12 protein-coding genes are annotated in these 16416 nt (G+C 69.4%); 1 reads left to right on the top strand and 11 read right to left on the bottom strand.

From position 1 onward, the window contains the following. Positions 1–58: 58 nt before the first annotated feature. The 8 genes from ACGFZA_RS05740 to ACGFZA_RS05705 form a co-directional block, all read right to left on the bottom strand. Positions 59–1936 carry a discoidin domain-containing protein gene (locus tag ACGFZA_RS05740; protein WP_385284020.1) on the bottom strand — a complete coding sequence of 626 codons (1878 nt, stop codon included), beginning with the start codon at positions 1934–1936 and terminating at the stop codon, positions 59–61. Positions 1937–1988: 52 nt separating this feature from the next. Next, positions 1989–3407 carry a GH1 family beta-glucosidase gene (locus tag ACGFZA_RS05735; RefSeq protein ID WP_393677336.1) on the bottom strand — a complete coding sequence of 473 codons (1419 nt, stop codon included), beginning with the start codon at positions 3405–3407 and terminating at the stop codon, positions 1989–1991. 31 nt (positions 3408–3438) lie between these two features. Then, complete coding sequence (locus ACGFZA_RS05730) at positions 3439–4452, bottom strand: ABC transporter ATP-binding protein (protein WP_393677334.1); 1014 nt, start codon at positions 4450–4452, stop codon at positions 3439–3441. Further along, on the bottom strand, positions 4449–5426 hold the full coding sequence (locus ACGFZA_RS05725) for an ABC transporter permease (protein WP_385284028.1): 978 nt from the start codon (positions 5424–5426) through the stop codon (positions 4449–4451). The genes ACGFZA_RS05730 and ACGFZA_RS05725 overlap by 4 nt, the downstream gene beginning before the upstream one ends. Positions 5427–5431: 5 nt before the next feature. Further along, complete coding sequence (locus tag ACGFZA_RS05720; RefSeq protein WP_385284031.1) at positions 5432–6412, bottom strand: ABC transporter permease; 981 nt, start codon at positions 6410–6412, stop codon at positions 5432–5434. Beyond that, complete coding sequence (locus ACGFZA_RS05715) at positions 6409–7470, bottom strand: ABC transporter ATP-binding protein (protein WP_385284034.1); 1062 nt, start codon at positions 7468–7470, stop codon at positions 6409–6411. The genes ACGFZA_RS05720 and ACGFZA_RS05715 overlap by 4 nt, the downstream gene beginning before the upstream one ends. Positions 7471–7494: 24 nt before the next feature. After that, positions 7495–9171: an ABC transporter substrate-binding protein gene (locus tag ACGFZA_RS05710; RefSeq protein ID WP_385284037.1), complete on the bottom strand. Its 1677-nt coding sequence runs from the start codon at positions 9169–9171 to the stop codon at positions 7495–7497. Positions 9172–9300: 129 nt separating this feature from the next. Further along, positions 9301–10275: a LacI family DNA-binding transcriptional regulator gene (locus ACGFZA_RS05705; protein ID WP_385284040.1), complete on the bottom strand. Its 975-nt coding sequence runs from the start codon at positions 10273–10275 to the stop codon at positions 9301–9303. A gap of 290 nt (positions 10276–10565) precedes the next feature. On the opposite strand from ACGFZA_RS05705, the gene ACGFZA_RS05700 reads away from it, so the two are divergent. Then, positions 10566–12434, top strand: a complete 1869-nt coding sequence (locus tag ACGFZA_RS05700) for a lectin (protein ID WP_385284043.1) — start codon at positions 10566–10568, stop codon at positions 12432–12434. A gap of 59 nt (positions 12435–12493) precedes the next feature. Here the strand turns inward: ACGFZA_RS05700 and cimA are convergent, their stop codons facing one another. The 3 genes from cimA to ACGFZA_RS05685 all read right to left on the bottom strand — a co-directional run bounded on the left by cimA (position 12494) and on the right by ACGFZA_RS05685 (position 16415). Further along, a complete protein-coding gene (gene cimA, locus ACGFZA_RS05695; RefSeq protein ID WP_385284046.1) occupies positions 12494–14101 on the bottom strand; it encodes a citramalate synthase in 1608 nt (535 codons plus the stop codon). A gap of 278 nt (positions 14102–14379) precedes the next feature. After that, positions 14380–15711, bottom strand: coding sequence for an MFS transporter (locus ACGFZA_RS05690; RefSeq protein WP_385284049.1), 1332 nt, complete (start codon positions 15709–15711; stop codon positions 14380–14382). Positions 15712–15791: 80 nt separating this feature from the next. Then, positions 15792–16415, bottom strand: a complete 624-nt coding sequence (locus ACGFZA_RS05685; protein WP_385284052.1) for a TetR/AcrR family transcriptional regulator — start codon at positions 16413–16415, stop codon at positions 15792–15794. Between the last annotated feature and the right edge of the window lies 1 nt (position 16416).

Genomic DNA, 16416 nt, shown 5'->3' with positions numbered 1-16416 from the left:
GGTGTGACCGGAGTGCGGGGGGTGGTGGTCCGGATGGGGCCCTGGGGTGCGGGGCCTGTTACTTCTTCTGCTCGACGCGGACCCAGTCGATCTCCGCCTGGACGCCGCCCTGGGCGACGCGGTCGACGCTGGACTGCGGAAGGCCCCAGTAGGGCGTGGTGACCTTGTTCCAGCCGGCGGGATACGCCCCGCCGAGGGCCAGGTTGAGGATCACGTACTGGTTGTGGTCGAAGACCCACTGACCGCGGGTGGATTCCAGCTTCTGGCGCGAGGTCGTCTGGACGACCCGGTCGTCGACGGTGAACGTCATGCCCTCGGGCGTCCACTCGACGCCGTAGGTGTGCCAGGCGTCGGCACGGCCGCCGTTCGGGTAGGTCTGCTGCTTGCCGATGTTGCCGTCGGCCGAGTAGCCGGGGCCGTGCAGGGCCGAGCTGGTCCAGTCGCCGTAGCCGATGTTCTCCATGATGTCCGTCTCGCCCGAGCCGGGCCACGAGACGGAGGGGTCGTCCACGTTGCTGCCGAGCATCCAGAAGGCGGGCCAGAAGCCGTCGCCGACCGGCAGCTTCATACGGGCGCTGACCTTGCCGTAGGTGAAGTCGAACTTGGTGTTGGTGTCGATCCGGCCGGAGGTGAAGTCGAAGGTGCCGTTGGGTGTGGGGGTGCAGCCCTTGCAGTACTTCGCCTTCAGGACGAGGGCGCCGTTCTCGGTGCGGATGTTGTCCGTCGAGTCGACGTAGGCCTGTGACTCGCCGTTGACGGGGCCCATCTCCGTCCCCGTGCGCACCACGCGCCACTTGGAGCGGTCCAGGCCCGAGCCGGTGAAGTCGTCGAAGAACGTGGTGCTGTACGCACCGCCCGGGTTCTTGGGCAGGGCCGGGTAGGCGGCGTTGGCGCTGCCGCCGGTGCCCCATACCTGGAACTCGTAGAGGGAGTAGCCGAACTGGGCGGTGGACGGTGCCGGGTTGTAGAACGAGCGGCGTTCCACGCCGAGCATCCGGACGTAGCGGCCGGTCGCCGGGGTGGGCAGGTTGACGGTGTCGTGGCGTCCGGCGGCCTCGCCCGGCGCCTTCACATCGGCGCGGCGGGCGGCGACGTCGGCGGCGGAGGGCTGGTAGACGGTGCGCCAGGTGCGGTTGTCGTCGGAGACCTGGATCCGGTAGTCGACGGCGTACGCCGCCTCCCAGTACAGGTCGACGGTGGAGATGGTGGAGGTGGCGCCGAGGTCGACGCCGACCCAGCGGTTCGCGTTCCAGTCGCTCGACCAGCGCGACTGGTCCGCCTTGAGGTCGGCCGGCCAGCCGCCGTCGGTGACGTACGCCGGAGAGTTGCCCGCGTGCTGGTAGAGGTCGCCGTACGCGGGGTGGTTCAGGGCGAGGTTGGTGCGGGTCGTGGAGGCGGGGGCCTGCTCCCCTCCGTACACCTTGAAGGAGTAGAGGGAGTAGCCCCAGGCGGTGGCGCGCTGGATGCCGCGCATCCGGACGTAGCGGCCGGTGACCTCCTGCGGGTAGGTGTGCGCGGTGACGCTGCCGCCGGTGCCGTCGTCCTCGGTGTAGAAGGTGGTCCAGTCGGTGCCGTTCTTCGACACCTCCAGGACGTACTTCTTGCCGTAGGCGGCCTCCCAGTCCAGGGTGACCTGGCTGATCCGGAGGGTGGAGCCGAGGTCGACCCGGATCCAGGCGTCGTCGGCGAAGTTGCTCGCCCATCGGGTGGTGCCGTTGCCGTCGGCGGCGCCCCCGGGTCCGGTGGCGCCGTTCTCGCTGCCGGACGCGGTGACGGCGCCGGGGTCGGCGGTGTAGGCGGCGGCCGCCCGGTCGGTGTCCCAGGCCGCGGCCTGCGCCGCCGGCCGTGGGGCCGGGGCCGGGGCGGCGAAGGCCATGGGGGCGGCGAGGGCGATCAGAGCGGCGGTGGTGGCTGCCAGAGTCGTACGAGAGGGCACGGTGGGGCTCCCGTTCGTATCCGTGGAGGCGCGGCTGCGCGCGCGGGCGCAGCTACGCGTTGCGGGTGAGGCGGATGGTGTCGCGATACCACTTGGCGCTGTCCTTGAGCGTCCGCACCTGTGTGTCGTAGTCGACGCGGACGATGCCGAATCGCTTGTCGTAGCCGTAGGACCACTCGAAGTTGTCCATCAGCGACCAGGCGAAGTACCCCCGGACGTCGGCCCCTTGTGCGCGGGCGGCGGCGACGGCGGCGATGTGGTCGGCGAGATAGGTGGTGCGGTCGGCGTCGTGGATCCCACCGTCCGCGGAGACGGTGTCGTCGAAGGCGGCGCCGTTCTCGGTGATGACCGTCGGGAGTCCGTAGTCCTTCTCCAGACGGACGAGCAGGTCGGTGAGGGCGGTGGGGGTGATCTCCCAGTCCATGGCGGTACGGGGCAGGTCACGCTCCACGACCCGGGTGACGGGCAGTCCTTCGGCGTCGGCCGTCGCACCGTTCTCGGTCACGCCGGAGAACAGCGTGCCGCGGTAGAAGTTGACGCCGAGGACGTCCAGCGGGGTGGAGATGATCTCCAGGTCGCCGTCCTGGACGGGGAGTTCGATGCCCTGGGCGGCGAGGTCGGTGACGATGTCCTCGGGGTAGGCGCCCTTGACGACGGGGTCGAGGTAGAGCCGGGCGCCGAGCCCGTCGGCGCGGCGGGCGGCCTCGGCGTCCTCGTGGCTGTCCGTCTCGGGGGTGGCGGTGCCGAGGTTGAGGGTGATGCCGAGTTCCAGCTCGTTGCCGCGGGCCGCGGACTGTTCCCGCAGGTACTGCGAGGCGAGGCCGTGGCCGAGCAGGAGGTGGTGGACGGCGTGGATCGCCTCGCCGAAGTTCTTCCGGCCGGGGGCCTGGTTGCCGTACGCGTAACCGAGCATCGCCGAGCACCACGGCTCGTTCAGCGTGGTCCAGTGCTTCACCCGGTCGCCCAGCGCGTCGTAGGCGAGGGCGGCGTACTCGGCGAAGCGGTAGGCGGTGTCGCGGGCCGGCCAGCCGCCGGCGTCCTCCAGCTCCTGCGGCAGGTCCCAGTGGTAGAGCGTGATCCACGGGGTGACGCCCTTGGCCTCCAGCTCGTCGACCAGGCGCTTGTAGAAGTCCAGGCCCTTCGCGTTTGCGGGGCCGCGGCCGCCGGGCTGGATGCGGGGCCAGGCCAGGGAGAAGCGGTATGTGTCGACGCCCAGGTCGGCGATCAGCGAGACGTCCTCGGGCATCCGGTGGTAGTGGTCACAGGCCACGTCGCCGTTCTCGCCGCGGACGACCATGCCCGGCACCCTGCAGTACGTGTCCCAGATCGACGGCGTTCTGCCGTCCTCGGCCGCCGCTCCCTCGATCTGGTAGGCGGCTGTGGCGACGCCCCAGCGGAAGTCGGCGGGCAGACCGGGCACGGCCTGGGCGGCGATCTCGCGGGCGTATGCCTGAGGGGTGACGAGGTTCATGGTTCTCCTGTGGTGTGCGGTGCGTAGGTCGCTACGGGCGGGCGACCGCGGGGGCCGGGGCTTCCTGGTGCAGCCAGCAGGCCACGGAGCGGGAGCCGTCCCCGCCCGGTGCGGCGAGCACCGGGACGTGGGTGTCGCAGCCCGCGACCTTCTTGGCGCAGCGGGGGTGGAAGGCGCAGCCGGCCGGCATCGCGGACAGGTGCGGGGGCGAGCCGGGGATGCCGCTGAGCTCGCGGCGGGGGCCGTGGAGCGCGGGGAAGGAGTGCAGCAGTCCGTCGCTGTAGGGGTGGCGGGGGTCGCGGTAGATGTCGGACGCGCCGGCCTCCTCGACGATCCGTCCGCCGTACATGATCGCGATCCGGTCGGAGAACTCGATGAGGAGGGAGATGTCGTGCGTGATGAAGACGACGGAGAAGCCGAGCTCCTCGCGGAGCCTGACCAGCTGGCGCAGGATCTGGCGCTGCATGACGACGTCGAGCGCCGTCGTGGGCTCGTCCATGATGACGATCTCGGGCTCCAGCGCGAGGGCCATCGCGATCATCACGCGCTGGCGCATGCCGCCGGAGAGCTGGTGCGGGTAGGCGCCGAGCCGGTCGGCGGAGATGCCGACCAGGCTGAGCAGTTCCTGCGCCCGCGCGGTGCGTTCGCTCTTCTTCATCTCCGGTCGGTGTGCCTGGAGTACGTCGGTGAGCTGGCTGTGGACCGTGTGCACCGGGTTGAGGGAGTTCATCGCGCCCTGGAAGACGATCGACAGCTCCGACCAGCGGAAGGCCCTCAGCTCGGCGGCCGACAGGGTCAGCAGGTCGAGGGCCTCGCCGTCGCGCTGGTGGTAGTGCACCTCGCCGCCGGTGATCACACCGGGCGGCGAGAGCAGCCGGGTGACGGCGTAGGCCAGGGTGGACTTGCCGGAGCCCGACTCGCCTGCCAGGCCGAGGACTTCGCCGCGGTGCAGGGTGAGGTCGATGTCGCGCAGCGCGTGCACGGCGGCCGCGCCGGTCCCGTAGTCCACGTTGAGGCCGCTGATGGTGAGGACGGGCTCGCTCATGAGCGGGGCTCCTTCTTGGACGTGCCGGTACGGGCCACGGGGGTGAAGCCGACGCGCATGCGGACCTTCCGGGAGCCGCCGGTCTCGGTGCGCAGACGCGGGTTGACGAACTCGTCGATGCCGAAGTTGATGAGGGCGAGCGACATGCCGAGCAGGGCGATGCAGAGCCCGGCCGGGACGAACCACCACCACGCGCCCTGGGCGAGGGCCTGGTTGGACTGCGCCCAGAACAGGACGGTCCCCCAGTTCCAGTTGGAGATGTCGGCGACGCCGATGAAGGCGAGCGTGATCTCGGAGAGGATCGCGAAGATGACGGTGCCGACGAAGCCGGAGGCGATGACGGCGGTCAGGTTGGGCATCACCTCGAAGAAGATGATCCGCCAGGTGGACTCGCCGGTGGCGCGGGCCGCCTCGACGTAGTCGCGGCGGCGCAGCGACAGCGTCTGGGCGCGCAGCACCCGGGCGCCCCAGGCCCATGAGGTCACGGCGATGACGAAGGCGATCAGCAGGTCGCCGGTGTCGGACACGAAGCTGGCGATGATGATGATCAGCGGCAGTCCGGGGATGACCAGGAAGACGTTGGACAGCAGCGAGAGCACTTCGTCGGCGGTGCCGCCGAGGAAGCCGGCGCTGACGCCGATCAGCACGGACAGGATCGTGGCGATGATCCCGGCGATGAAGCCGACGACGAGGACGCCGCGGGTGCCGACGAGGATCTGCGAGAGCACGTCCTGGCCGGTCTGCGTGGTGCCGAACCAGTGGGAGCCGGACGGCGGCTGGAGCAGTTCGTTGCTCATCGTGTCGGGGTCGTACGGGGCGATCCACGGTCCGATGACGGCGATCAGCACGAAGAAGAGCAGGATGCCGAGTCCGATGACGGTCTTGCGGCCGCGCAGGAAACGGAACTTGCGCTTGCTCGCTGCCGGGGTCTCGGTCGCGTCGAGGACGGCGACCTCGGTGGCGGTGACGGCCATGGGCCCTACGCCTCCCTTCGGGTACGGGGGTCGAGGAGCATGTAGAGCACGTCGGCGAGGAGGTTCGCCGCGAGGACGGAGAGCGTGATGATCAGGAAGACGCCCTGCATGAGGGGGTAGTCCTTGGCGCCCACGCCCTGGAAGAGCTGGTAGCCGATGCCCGGGTAGGAGAAGACCATCTCCACCAGGAGCGTGCCGCCGACGATGAAGCCGAGGGAGAGGGCGAAGCCGGAGATGTTGGGCAGGATCGCGTTGCGTGCCGCGTAGCCGAACATCACCCGGCGCTCGGAGAGCCCCTTGGCCTGGGCGACCATCACGTAGTCCTCGCTGGACACCGTCACCATCATGTTGCGCATGCCGAGGATCCAGCCGGCCACCGCGCTGAGCACGATCGTGAGGCCGGGCAGCACCCCGTGGTAGAGCGCGCTGGAGATGAACGGCCAGTCGAAGGCGGGCACCAGCGAGTTGTCGTAGCCACCGTCGGCCGGGAAGAGCGGCCACTTCACGGCGAACAGCGAGATCGCGATGAGCCCGAGCCAGAAGTACGGGATGGCGGAGATGAACGTGGTGACGGGCAGCAGGCTGTCCATCCAGGAGCCGCGCCGCCAGCCGGTGAAGACCCCGATGCCGGTGCCGAGCACGAAGCTGATCAGTGTGGTGATGCCGACGAGCGCGAGCGTCCACGGCAGCGACTGGGCGATGACCTCGCTCACCGGGGTGGGGAAGAAGGTGAAGGAGAGCCCGAGGTCGCCGTGGAACAGGTGCGACCAGTAGTCGGTGTACTGCTCCCAGATCGACTGCTTCTTGTCGAGGCCGAACAGGGCCTTCAGCGAGGCGATGGCGCTGGTGTCCAGCTGGCCCTGGAAGCGGGCGATGAGCGACTGGACGGGGTCACCGGGCATCATGCGCGGGATGAGGAAGTTGATCGTGATGGCGGCCCAGGCCGTGACCAGGTAGAAGGCGAGCCGTTGCAGCAGAAACTTCACTTCGCAGCCTCCTTCTCGTGGTCGTCGGTGGGGGCTGTGCCGGTTCCCTCGTACAGCCAGCAGGCGGCCCACTGGCCGTCGGCCAGGTCGAAGCGCGGCGGCAGCTCGGTGCGGCAGCGCTCCATCGCCTTGGGGCAACGGGGGTGGAAGCGGCAGCCGGCCGGCGGGGCGATGAGCGACGGCGGCTCGCCGCTGCCGGCCTCCTCCTGCTCCTCCCCCGCGACCACCCGGTCCGGGTCGGGCGCCGAGGCGATCAGCAGCTGGGTGTAGGGGTGGGCGGGGTGCTGGGTGACGGTCTCGCTGTCCCCGCCCTCGACGATCCGGCCCGCGTACATCACCAGCGTGGTGTCCGCGAAGTAGCGGGCGGAGGCGATGTCGTGGGTGATGTAGAGGATCGCGAGGTGGAGGCGGTCCTTGAGGTCCTTGAGCAGGTTCAGGACCCCGAGCCGGATCGAGACGTCCAGCATCGAGACGGGTTCGTCGGCCAGCAGGACCTGGGGGTCTGCGCCGAGCGCGCGGGCGATGGCCACGCGCTGGCGCTGACCTCCCGACAGCTCGTGCGGGAACTTGTCCAGATACTGATGAGGAGGAGTCAGCTGGACACGGTTCAGCAGAGCGGTCAGGTTCTCTTCGAGCTCCGCCTCGCCGCTGCCCGCCCGGCCGTGGATCTTCAGCGACCGGGTGAGGTGGTAGCGCACGGTGTGCACCGGGTTCAGCGAGGCGAACGGGTCCTGGAAGATGAGCTGGACCCGGCGTACGTAACTGCGGAAGGACCGGCCACGTCCGGCCTTCACCGGCTGCCCGCCCAGGTGGATCTCGCCCGAGGTGAGCGGATACAGCTGCGCGAGCAGTCTGGCGACGGTGGACTTCCCGGAGCCCGACTCCCCCACCAGGGCCGTGACGGTGCCGCGCCGCAGCTCCAGCGAGGCGTCGTCGACGGCGTGGACGGTACGGCGCTTGCCCGCGAGGAGATCGCGGCCGGTGCGCCGCACGGCGAAGTGCTTGGTGACTCCGCGTGCTTCGAGCACGACTTGGTTCTTTTCGAACTGTTCAGACATGGCCGGTACCTGGATCCCTGCGTCCTACTTGGCGGGCTTGAGCTTCAGCACGATCTCCAGCGACGAGCGCTGGGTGTGCTGCGGGTCGGCGTACGGGTCGGCCTCGGTGGGCCAGCCCACCCAGTTCTTCGTGGAGTACTCCGCACCGACGGGCGCGGCCGCGGTCGGGATCATCGGCGCCTGCTCGACCATGATCTTCTGCAGGGTGTCCATCGCCGCGGTGCGCGCGGTGTTCGTGGTGGACTGGGCGAAGTCCTTCAGCGCCTCGGTCGCCTCGGTGCTCTTGAAGCGGCCGAAGTTGCCGGACTGGGAGGGCTTGCCGATGGGCTGGAGCAGCGCGCCGTCCATGATGTTCTGGTACATGTCGTACGGGGTGGCGCCGCTGTTGGTCCAGTGCAGCGTGGCGTCGAAGTTGCCGTTGGCGACGTCCGCGCCCCAGGCGTCCGCGGTCTGCGTCTTGACCTTGGCTTCGATGCCGATCTTCTTGATGTTGTCCTTGATGATCGACAGGCCGGTGATGTAGTCGTTCCAGCCGGCCGGGTCGGTGAAGGTGAGCTTCACGGGCTTGCCGCTCGGGTCCTTGAGGACACCGCCGCTGAGGGTGAAGCCGGCCTCCTCCAGAACCTTCTTGGCACCCTCGACGTCGGGCTTGGTGGTGGCGTTCTTGTAGGCGGAGGAGATGAAGGACTCACCGGCCGGCAGCGGGATGCCGGTGGGGTTGGTGATCTCCGGGTAGAGCGTCGCCTCGGCCTGGGTGTAGATCGCGTTGCGGTCGACGACCATCGCCATGGCCTTGCGCAGCGCCGGGTTGTCGAACGGCTTGCGGGCGGTGTTGAACCACAGGCCGTGGATGCCGAGGCCGGAGGGGAACCACAGCTTGTGGTTCTTCGGGTCCTTGGCGATGAACAGCTTCTTGTAGTCCGGCATGAAGACGAACGACCACTCGAGCTTGCCGCTGGCCAGCGCGGTGGTGGCGGCGTTGTTGTCGTTGTACGTGCTGTAGCGCAGCTCCTTGACCTTCGTCGACCCCTTCCAGTAGGTCGGCGTGGCGGTCAGTGTGGTGGTCTGCGGGGTGAAGGTCTTCAGCTTGTACGGGCCCGAGCCGACGGGCGTGCGGTTGGGCCAGGTCTCAGGGTTCTTGACCTTCTCCCAGATGTGCTTGGGCACGATGTACTGCTGGATGATCTTGTTCTGGTTGACGTACTGCGAGTCATCGAAGGTCAGGACGACCTTCTTGTCCCTGACCTCGACGCCGCCCCACGCGATGCCGTCGGCGTTGAGCGCCGGGTGCTTCTTCAGCAGGTTGAAGGTGAACGCCACGTCCTCGGCGGTCAGGGGCTTGCCGTCGGCCCACTTCGCCCTGGAGTCGAGGGTGAAGGTGACCTTGGTGAAGTTGAGGTCCCACTTCCAGTCGGTCGCCAGCCACGGGTCGGCCTTGTCGGCGGGCCGGATCTGGCTCACCATCGCCAGCGGCTCGTAGATCATCCAGCGGTAGCCGAGGGTGGCGCCCGCCGAGGTGTTCAGGAACGGGTTGCTGTTGTTCGTCTGCGGGCCGTCCGGCTTGCCGATGTTCAGGACACCCGAAGCGCCGCTGCCACCGCCCTTGTTGTGATTCGAGTTGGCTGACGAGCATCCGGCGGCGAGCGCGACCACCGCGGTGGCGAGCGCGGCCGCTCTGAGCGTGTGACGGCGTGCGGACATAACGACTCCAGGAGGGACTGGCGGGTCTGGGAGATCCGGAAACGGGCAGCGCTCGACGCGCCTGGTGAACGGGCGTTTGTGTTGCGGGCGTTGCGGGTGCGGTGGCGGGCCTTGGGGGTGCCCTGTCCGCTAGGGCGCCGAGTGGCGCACGACCAGTTCGGTGGGCAGCACGACCGGTGCGTCGGGTACGGGCGTGCCGCCGAGGTGGGAGAGCAGCATCCGTGCGGCCGTCTCACCCATCTGCCGGGTGGGCTGGCGCACGGTGGTCAGGGGTGGTTCGGTGTGCTCGGCCATCGGGATGTCGTCGAATCCGACCACCGCGATGTCGCCGGGCACGGTCCGCCCCGCGGCGCGCAGCGCCCGCAGCACGCCTGCCGCGGTGATGTCGTTGTGCGCGAACACCGAGTCGAACTCGACGCCGGAGGCGATGAGCTGTTCCACGGCCAGCCGGCCGCAGCGCTCGGTGAAGTCTCCGCGGACGACGAGGTCGGTGGGCAGGACGGAGACGAATCCCTCCAGCCGGTCGCGGACGCAGCCGAAGTCCTGCGGGCCGGTGATGACCAGGGGCCTGGTGCGGCCGGCAGCCCGCAGATGGCGGGCGGCCGACGCGCCTCCTTCGTGGTTGGTGGTCACGACGGAGGGGAACTCGGGGTGATGGCCGCGATCGTCGATCAGCACGATCGGCAGGCCGTCTCGGTGCAGTGCGGTGAGGTGGTCGAGGGTGTTCTCCGGTTCCACCACGACCAGTCCGTCGAAGGCGCGCGCCGACACCTGGCTGGTGAAGCGCTCCACGGACTCGGCCCCGCGGTTGCAGGTGAAGAGCAGCAGCCCGTAGTCGGCGGCCTCGACGGTGTCGACGACGCCCTGGAGCACCTCGCCCATCCACGGCCAGGTCAGCGAGGGCACCAGCATGCCGACCGTACGGCTGCTGCCGCGGGCCAGGCCGACGGCACCCGAGCTGGGTACGTAACCGAGCTGTGCAATCACTTCACGAACACGGGCTGCCGTCGAACCGTCCACTTCGCCCTTGGTGTTGATGACCCGGGAGACGGTCGTCTTGCTGACGCCGGCCTCGCGGGCGACATCAGCGATGGTGACACGCATCGGGGGCCTCCAGGACACAACAGGACAGAGCGAACGACCGGCTGCGGAACCGGTACCGCAACCGGTTCCGGAACCGGTACCGGCGTTGGTGGCGTGAGTTAACCCCGCTGGAACAGAGCCGTCAATACTTCACGTCGAGATTGGTCCGTACCCATCTTCCGAGCAGCTGGAAAGGCGCTTGTGTTCAAGTCCTGAACGCGCTTCCTCTTGACGTGGGCACGTAAGAGCAGTTCACTCCCGTGTCGTCCGACGGCACGTCCCCCACGCTCCCGCCGAGGAAGGCATCAGCCATGATCCGATCAGGAAGGGCGACCAGGGCGCTGCTCGCCGCCGTGCTCGCCACCGCCGGCCTCACCGGGCTCTCGTCCGGTACCGCGCAGGCCGCGGGCGAGACGGTGAACATCGCCCTGACCACCACCGATGACTCCGGTGGCCGTCATGTCACCCGGGGCCTGGAGGCGCAGACCCCGGTCGCGTTCGGTGCCGGCAACGGGGGCGGCGGTACGAACATCACGGTCGACGAGAACACCCGCTACCAGACCTTCACCGGCGGCGGCGCCTCGTTCACCGACACGGCGGCGTACCTGATGAAGAGCAGCGGGGCGCTGAGCCAGGCGACCCGGGACGCCACGATGAAGAAGCTCTTCTCCCCCACGGAGGGCATCGGGCTGTCGTTCGTACGCAATCCGATGGGCGGCTCGGACCTGGCGCGGTACGGCTACACGTACGACGACATGCCCGCCGGCCAGAGCGACCCGTCCCTCGCGAACTTCTCGATCGCACACGATCTGGAGGATGTGCTGCCCCTGACGAAACAGGCCAGGCAGCTCAACCCGGCCCTGACGACGGTGGCTTCCCCGTGGACCGCGCCGGCGTGGATGAAGGACAGCGGGCAGCTGAACGGCGGCTGGCTGAAGGCGGAGAACTACGGCGCCTACGCCGACTACTTCGTGAAGTACCTCCGGGCCTACCGGGACCAGGGCGTGCCGGTCGACTACGTCACCGCGCAGAACGAGCCGACGTGCTGCGGCGGCTATCCCTCGATGAGCTGGAACGGCTCCGGGCTCGCCTACTTCACCAAGAGCGAGCTGCTGCCGAAGCTGGCCTCCGCGGGCCTGGCCACCAAGGTGCTGGCGCACGACTGGAACTGGGACACCTACGACGCGTACGCCGCGGCCACCGTGGACGACGCGGCCGTGCGCAACCACCCCAACTTCGGCGGGGTCGCGTGGCACGGGTACGGCGGTGACATCGCCAAGCAGACGACGGTGCACAACCAGTACCCGACGATGGACGCGTTCCAGACCGAGCACTCGGGCGGCACCTGGATCGCCGACCAGCAGCGCGAAGACATGATGAACATCATCGATTACACCCGCAACTGGGCGAAGTCGGTGACCAAGTGGTCCCTGGCCGTGGACCAGAACCGCGGCCCGCACAACGGTGGCTGCGGCACCTGCGACGGGCTGATCACCGTGCACAACGGGGACGGCAGGAGCGGCCAGGTCGACTACAACATCGAGTACTACACCATGGGGCACCTGACCAAGTTCGTCCGCCCGGGAGCCTCCCGGATCTCCTCCACGGGCAGCTCCACCGTGCCCAACGTCGCCTGGCGCAACCCGGACGGCTCGAAGGCGCTGATCGCGTACAACGGCGGCGGCTCCGCCCAGCAGCTGACCGTCAACTGGGGCGGCAGCAAGTTCACTTACTCCCTGCCGGCCCGCACATCGGCGACCTTCACCTGGTCCGGGACGCAGTCGGGCGCACAGGCCGCCTCGGGAGCCCTGTCCGGCCCCGGCGGCAAGTGCCTGGACGCGACGGGCAACACCGGCGCCGACGGCACGCCCGCCCAGCTCTGGGACTGCACGGGCGGCGCCAACCAGCGCTGGACGGTCCAGGCCGACGGCTCCATCCGTACGCTCGGTGCCTGCCTGGACGTGACCTCGGGCTCGACGGCGAACGGCGCGAAGGTCCAGCTGTACACCTGCAACGGCTCGGCGGCGCAGCGCTGGACGTACAACGCTTCAACGGGCGACGTCGTGAACACGGCCGCGGACAAGTGCCTGGACGTGACCGACCAGTCGACGGCGAACGGGGCCCGCACCCAGATCTGGACGTGCACGGGGGCGGCCAACCAGAAGTGGCACCTCGGGTAGCCGACGCGTGCACGGCGGCCGCGGACCGGGTCCCGGTCCGCGGCCGTCGTGCGCCCGCCCTACTCCGTCGGCTCGATCCCGGCGCGCAGCAGCCCGAAGGTGTACGCGTCCTCCAGGGCCTGCCAGGACGCGGCGATGATGTTCTCGGCGACGCCCACCGTCGACCAGTCGGCGGTGCCGTCACCGGTCGTGATCAGGACCCGGGTGGTGGAGTCCGTTCCGGTGCGGCCCTCCAGGATGCGGACCTTGTAGTCCACCAGCTCCAGCTTGGCGAGCTGCGGGTAGATCCGTTCCAGGGCGACGCGCAGGGCCCGGTCGAGCGCGTTGACCGGGCCGTTGCCCTCGGCGGTGGCGACGATGCGCTCGCCCTTGGCCCACAGCTTCACGGTCGCCTCGTTGGCGTGGGTGCCGTCGGGGCGGTCCTCGACGATCGCGCGCCAGGACTCGATGCGGAAGTACCGGCGTACCCGGCCCTCGGCCTCGGCGCGCAGCAGCAGTTCGAACGAGGCGTCGGCCGCCTCGTAGGTGTAGCCGCCGAGTTCGCGCTCCTTGACCCGCTCGACGACCCGGCCGATGAGCTCGCGGTCGCCGCCGAGGTCGACGCCGAGCTCCTGGCTCTTGAGCTCGATGGAGGCGCGGCCCGCCATGTCGGAGACGAGCATCCGCATGGTGTTGCCGACCAGCGTGGGGTCGATGTGCTGGTAGAGGTCGGGGTCGACCTTGATCGCGGAGGCGTGCAGTCCGGCCTTGTGCGCGAAGGCCGAGACGCCGACGTAGGGCTGGTGGGTGGAGGGCGTGAGGTTGACGACCTCGGCGATGGCGTGCGAGATGCGGGTCATGTCGGCGAGCGCGCCCTCGGGCAGGACGGTCTTGCCGTACTTGAGCTCCAGCGCGGCGACGACGGGGAACAGGTTGGCGTTGCCGACCCGCTCGCCGTAGCCGTTGGCGGTGCACTGGACGTGCGTGGCGCCCGCGTCGACGGCGGCCAGGGTGTTGGCGACGGCGCAGCCGGTGTCGTCCTGGGCGTGGATGCCGAGGCGGGCGCCGGTGTCGGCCAGGACGGTGGCGACGACGGCCTGGACCTGGGCCGGCAGCATCCCGCCGTTGGTGTCGCAGAGGATCACTACGTCGGCGCCGGCCTCGGACGCGGCCTTGACGACGGACTTGGCGTACTCGGCGTTGGCGCGGTATCCGTCGAAGAAGTGCTCGCAGTCGACGAAGACCCGGCGGCCCTGGCCCACCAGGTGGGAGACGGTGTCGCGCACCATCTCCAGGTTCTCCTCCAGGGTGGTGCGCAGGGCGAGTTCCACATGGCGGTCGTGCGACTTGGCGACCAGGGTGATCACCGGGGCGCCCGACTCCAGCAGCGCCTTGACCTGCGGGTCCTCGGCCGCCTTGCCGCCGGCCCGGCGGGTCGCGCCGAAGGCGACGAGTTCGGCGTTCCTGAAGTCGATCTCCTGGCGCGCACGGGCGAAGAACTCGGTGTCGCGGGGGTTGGCTCCCGGCCAGCCGCCCTCGATGAAACCGACGCCGAAATCGTCCAGGTGCCGGGCGATGGTCAGCTTGTCCGCGACCGTCAGGTTGATGCCTTCACGCTGGGCACCGTCGCGCAGCGTGGTGTCGAAGACATGGAAACTGTCGTCGGTGGGCTTGGCCTTGGTGGTCATGCTGGTCTGACTCCTGTCGGATGAGTGGATCCGGACGATCTGACTCCACTTGCCCCCATCATCCCGCGCGCCTCGCCCCGGCCGGTGGTGAGGGCCGGAAAACAAAAAACCTCTCGCGGGTGCGAGAGGTCTGCGCGCGGGTCTGGGGCACGGTGGCCGCGCCGTACGTGGTGGTACGGGACGATCACTGCGGACCGGCGCGCCTGTTGCCAATAATCATGACGAACGAGGACACGGAAGCAGTCTGGCACAGGACCGCCTCCGTGCCCCGCCCCGTCTCAGGATGCGGGCGTGACGCTCGTCGCTCCGGCAGGCCGGGCCTGCTCCCCCGTCTGCCCCGCGGCGACCCGGTTCAGGTCGATGTCGCGGGTCTCCCGCATGGTCAGGTAGACGACCAGGGAGACCGCGGCGCAGCCGGCCACGTACCAGTAGAAGCCGGACTCGGCACCGGCGTTCTTGAACCACAGCGCCACGTATTCGGCGGTGCCGCCGAAGAGCGCGTTGGCGACGGCGTACGAGAGACCGACGCCCAGGGCGCGGATGCCGGTCGGGAAGAGCTCGGCCTTCACGCAGGCGTTGATCGAGGTGTAGCCGGTGATCACGAGCAGCGCGAGGAGCGCGAGTCCGAGGGCCGGCCAGAAGGTGTCGGCGTGCTTGAGCATCGTCATGATCGGCACGGTCAGGAAGGTCGAGCCGACGGCGAACGTGATCAGCAGCGGACGACGGCCGATCCGGTCGGACAGCATGCCGGCCAGCGGCTGGACGCACATGAAGACGAACAGCGCGCAGAAGCTGACGAGCGAGGCGGTGGACTTCTCCATGCCGGCGCTCTTGGAGAGGAACTTCGTGAGATAGGTCGTGTACGTGTAGTAGGCGACGGTGCCGCCCATGGTCAGCGCCATCACCAGGAACGCCTCGCGCCGGTGCTGCCACAGCACCTTCAGCGTGCCGCGGTCCTGCTGCTCGGCGGCGCCGGAGTCGGCGTACACCTCGGTCTCCAGCATGGAGCGGCGCAGGTAGAAGACGATGCCCGCGCCGAGCGCGCCGACGACGAACGGGATGCGCCAGCCCCAGCTGTGCAGCGCCGCCTCGGACATGTTCCGTTGCAGGAGGATCTGGAGGCCGAGGCCCACGAGCTGCCCGGCGGTCATGGACACGTACTGGAAGCTGGAGGCGAAGCCGCGCTTCTCGGGTGCGGACGCCTCGGTGAGGTACGTGGCGCTGGCCGCGTACTCACCGCCGACGGAGAGCCCCTGGAGCAGCCGGGCCACCATCAGCACGGCGACGCCGCCGTACCCGGCGACGTCGTAGGTCGGCGCGATCGCGATGAGGACCGCGGAGGCCGACATGAGGGTGACGGTCAGGGTGAGCGCGGCCTTGCGGCCCCTGCGGTCACCGATCCGGCCGAGCAGCCAGCCGCCGACCGGCCGCATGAAGAAGCCGACGGCGAAGATGCCCATCGTGTTCATGAGGTTGGCGGTCTCGTTGCCCTCGGGGAAGAACGAGTCCGCGAAGTACACCGCGAAGGTCGCGTACACGAACCAGTCGAACCACTCGACCATGTTGCCGGCGGAGCCGACCCAGATTTTCTTCCACTGCTCTCGTCCCATGGTTGGCACCGTGCCCGAACCGGTGGAAGTCCAACAAGGGTGCAGGGCGCAACGATCGCGCGTACTTACGTGCGTTTCGTTCACGACCGGGTGAGTGGGCCTCCGGCGGCCAGCGTCTCCTCGACGAACTCGGCCACGCGGGCCAGGGCCCGGTCCCGGCCGGTGCCGGGAAGGCCGACCGCCACATGGACGCTGAAGCCGTCGAGGAGGGCGCGCAGCCGCGTGGCGACGCGTTCGGCGTCGACCCGGCGCAGCTCCCCGCACGACCCTCCCTCGGCGAGCAGTGCCACCAGGTCACGGTGCCAGGCACCCTCGATGGCGGCCTGCCGGGCCCGCGCGTCGTCGTCGGCGTCGCGCGAGCGGTTCCAGACCTCCAGCCAGAGCGTCCAGTGCGGGTCGCGGTGGCCGTCGGGGAGGTAGAGGCCGATGTACGCGTCGAGCCGCTCCCGGACCGTCCCGGGCCCGGACAGCAGCCGGCGCCGCTCGGCCCCGAGCCGGTTCTCGCTCCACTCCAGGGTCTGGAGCAGCAGTTCGTCCTTAGTACGGAAGTAGTAGAGGAGGTGACCGCTGCTCATGCCGACCTCACGGCCGAGCCCGGCCATCGTGAGGCCGTCGAGGCCGCGTCCGGCGACGGTGGCCATGACGGCGGCGAGCACGTCCTCGCGGGGCGGGGCGGTGTTGCGGCGGCGCGGGGCGGTGGGCACG

The organism is Streptomyces sp. NPDC048211, assembly GCF_043202315.1.
In the GTDB taxonomy this organism is placed as follows: Bacteria; Actinomycetota; Actinomycetes; order Streptomycetales; family Streptomycetaceae; genus Streptomyces.
The sequence above is the reverse complement of the archived record's forward strand: the minus strand, read 5'-3'. Positions and strand labels throughout refer to the sequence as shown.